Origin of the sequence: Ruegeria sp. HKCCD7303 (assembly GCF_013111185.1) — a bacterium.
GTDB lineage: Bacteria > Pseudomonadota > Alphaproteobacteria > Rhodobacterales > Rhodobacteraceae > Ruegeria.
The window spans coordinates 2501-6078 of record NZ_WVRE01000019.1 but is presented as its reverse complement, the minus strand read 5'-3'; the positions used below and the strand labels follow the sequence as shown (position 1 = coordinate 6078).

Below are 3578 nucleotides of genomic sequence, written 5' to 3'. Positions count from 1 at the left end.
TGGTTGCGGGGAGAGGATTTGAACCTCTGACCTTCAGGTTATGAGCCTGACGAGCTACCGGACTGCTCCACCCCGCGACGCTTTGGTGTGCCTATTGCCTATTCGGCTACTTGAGGCCAGGTATTATTTTCATCGTTTAGAGAGATTTTGGGCTTTTACTAGGTTTGGCGGTGACCTACTCTCCCGGGGCTTAAGCCCAAGTACCATTGGCGCGGCAGTGCTTAACTTCCGGGTTCGGTATGGGACCGGGTGTTTCACTTGCGCTATGACCACCAAACCGAGGAAAAGCCCTCGGTCGACTTTCTTGCTGTTCAAGAAAGCGACTATGCAGGAGGCAGCGTATTCGCTTGCGAATGCGCGGTCCTGCACGGTTGTGTTAATCAATCAGCGTTGTCCAACTCAAGGTTGGTGTATGCTTTGGTCTTGTCTTTCCATTACTGGATCAAATCAAGCCTATCGGGCGATTAGTACCGGTCAACTGAACGCATTACTGCGCTTACATCTCCGGCCTATTGACGTGGTGGTCTTCCACGGCCCTCAGGGAGACCTTGTTTTGAGGGGGGCTTCCCGCTTAGATGCCTTCAGCGGTTATCCTGTCCGATCATAGCTACCCAGCACTGCCGTTGGCACGACAACTGGTCCACCAGTGGATCGTTCACCCCGGTCCTCTCGTACTAGGGGCAACTCCTCTCAAGTCTCCTACACCCACGGCAGATAGGGACCGAACTGTCTCACGACGTTCTAAACCCAGCTCACGTACCTCTTTAAACGGCGAACAGCCGTACCCTTGGGACCTGCTCCAGCCCCAGGATGAGATGAGCCGACATCGAGGTGCCAAACACTGCCGTCGATATGGACTCTTGGGCAGTATCAGCCTGTTATCCCCGGCGTACCTTTTATCCGTTGAGCGATGGCCCTTCCACTCGGGACCACCGGATCACTATGGCCGTCTTTCGACTCTGCTCGACTTGTCAGTCTTGCAGTCAGGCTGGCTTCTGCCATTGCACTCAACGAGCGATTTCCGACCGCTCTGAGCCAACCTTCGCGCGCCTCCGTTACGCTTTAGGAGGCGACCGCCCCAGTCAAACTACCCGCCACGCAGGGTCCCGGATCCGGATAACGGACCGCGGTTAGACATCAAGAGTGCGAAGGGTGGTATCTCAAGGGAGGCTCCACGGATACTTGCGTTTCCGCTTCAAAGCCTACCACCTATCCTGCACATCACAATCCTGATGCCAGTGCGAAGCTGTAGTAAAGGTGCACGGGGTCTTTCCGTCTAACCGCGGGAAGCCTGCATCTTGACAGGCAATTCAATTTCGCTGAGTCGATGTTGGAGACAGCGGGGAAGTCGTTACGCCATTCGTGCAGGTCGGAACTTACCCGACAAGGAATTTCGCTACCTTAGGACCGTTATAGTTACGGCCGCCGTTTACCTGGGCTTCAATTCAAGGCTCTCACCTCTCCTTTTAACCTTCAGGCACCGGGCAGGCGTCAGACCCTATACGTCGTCTTGCGACTTCGCAGAGCCCTGTGTTTTTAATAAACAGTCGCCACCCCCTGGTTTGTGCCCCCAGCCCCTAGTTGCCTAGGAACCGGGCCTCCTTCTCGCGAACTTACGGAGGTATTTTGCCGAGTTCCTTCAACATCGTTCTCTCAAGCGCCTTGGTATGCTCTACCAGTCCACCTGTGTCGGTTTAGGGTACGGTCTGATGGAGGGCTATTTCCAGGAACTGCTCAGCAGCCCAACCAATCCGATAAGGTTGAACTACACCTGCAATCCGTCACATCCTCCTGGCCTAGGAATATTAACCTAGTTCCCATCGCCTACGCCTTTCGGCCTCGGCTTAGGGGCCGGCTTACCCTGCTCAGATTAGCTTTAAGCAGGAACCCTTGGACTTTCGGCGAGAGTGTCTCTCACACTCTTTGTCGCTACTCATGTCATCATTCTCACTAGTGATCTCTCCACCGGATGGCTCACGCCCCGGCTTCATCGAAAGAACCTATGCCTGCGCTACCGCCTATTCGGCTACTTGAGCGCGATTGCGCGCACCAAATGACCGGCGGTAAAAAAGGCAAGGTTCTATGTCACACTACGCTCTGCTACCGATGCTTACGCATCCCTAGACTTCGGCTCATGGCTTGAGCCCCGTTACATCTTCGCCGCAGGACAACTTATTTAGACCAGTGAGCTGTTACGCTATCTTTAAAGGATGGCTGCTTCTAAGCCAACCTCCTGGTTGTTTTGGTCGTCCCACCTGCTTTCCCACTTAGCCATGAATTGGGGGCCTTAGTCGTAGGTCAGGGTTGTTTCCCTCTCCACTACGGACGTTAGCATCCGCAGTGTGTCTGCCATCTAGTACTCCCGGGTATTCGGAGTTTGGTTAGGATCAGTAAGCCTGTGGGGCCCCATTACCCATCCAGTGCTCTACCCCCCGGGGTATTCGGATGACGCTCTACCTAAATAGATTTCGCAGAGAACCAGCTATCTCCGAGTTTGATTGGCCTTTCACCCCTAGGCACAGCTCATCCCGATCCTTTTCAACGGATGTGGGTTCGGTCCTCCAGTAAGTGTTACCTTACCTTCAACCTGGCCATGCCTAGATCACTCGGTTTCGGGTCTGATCCCACGAACTCATGCGCCCTATTAAGACTCGCTTTCGCTACGCCTACACCTAACGGCTTAAGCTTGCTCGTGAGACCAAGTCGATGACCCATTATACAAAAGGTACGCCGTCAGATCTCGAGGATCCTCCGACTGATTGTAGGCGTTCGGTTTCAGGTACTGTTTCACTCCCCTCGTCGGGGTGCTTTTCACCTTTCCCTCACGGTACTGGTTCGCTATCGGTCAGCAAGGAGTACTTAGCCTTCGAAGGTGGTCCTCCGATCTTCAGACAGAATTTCACGTGTTCCGCCCTACTTAATACGTCCATCAAAGCTTCCTATACGGGGCTGTCACCCGCTATGGCCACGCTTCCCAACGTGTTCTAGTCACTTATCTGGCTCGGCTGGTCCCCGTTCGCTCGCCGCTACTAGGGGAGTATCAATTGATTTCCTTTCCTCCGGGTACTTAGATGTTTCAGTTCCCCGGGTTTGCTCTTAAAACCCTATGTATTCAGGTCTTAAGTACCTGTTTAAACCCCATATTGAGTATCTACTCACAACCAGGTTGTGAGGGGATAACAATATGAAGCTTTCAGGTGGGTTGCCCCATTCAGAAATCCATGGATCAAAGCTTATTCTCAGCTCCCCATGGCTTATCGCAGAGTATCACGTCTTTCATCGCCTCTTGCTGCCAAGGCATTCACCAAACGCCCTTCTCGCGCTTGATTTGATCCAGAAAAAGAAAGACATAACATTTTGCGCTACCGCCTATTCGGCTATTTGAGCACAAGTATGTCCATCGCGATCATCCAGCTGGTAACTAAAGATGATCTTTCTTCTGAACCAAAAGCATACTTTCCCGCCTTCCATCCTGGAACCCGCGCTGCCGATGTCGGTCGGCCCCACGCAGAGGATAGAAGACAATGCATAACCGTTAAGTTATGCGGGTTAGTGTACTTGACTTGGACAACTCTGTT

The 3578-nt window shown here is 53.0% G+C and carries 1 tRNA gene and 2 rRNA genes; all 3 read right to left on the bottom strand.

Going from position 1 to position 3578, the window contains the following annotated elements:
- Nucleotides 1-77: transfer RNA gene (locus GS630_RS22195), tRNA-Met, on the bottom strand.
- Nucleotides 78-162: 85 nt separating this feature from the next.
- Nucleotides 163-277 (bottom strand): 5S ribosomal RNA (gene rrf / locus GS630_RS22190).
- 166 nt (nucleotides 278-443) lie between these two features.
- A 23S ribosomal RNA gene (locus GS630_RS22185) occupies nucleotides 444-3329 on the bottom strand.
- Nucleotides 3330-3578 lie beyond the last annotated feature (249 nt).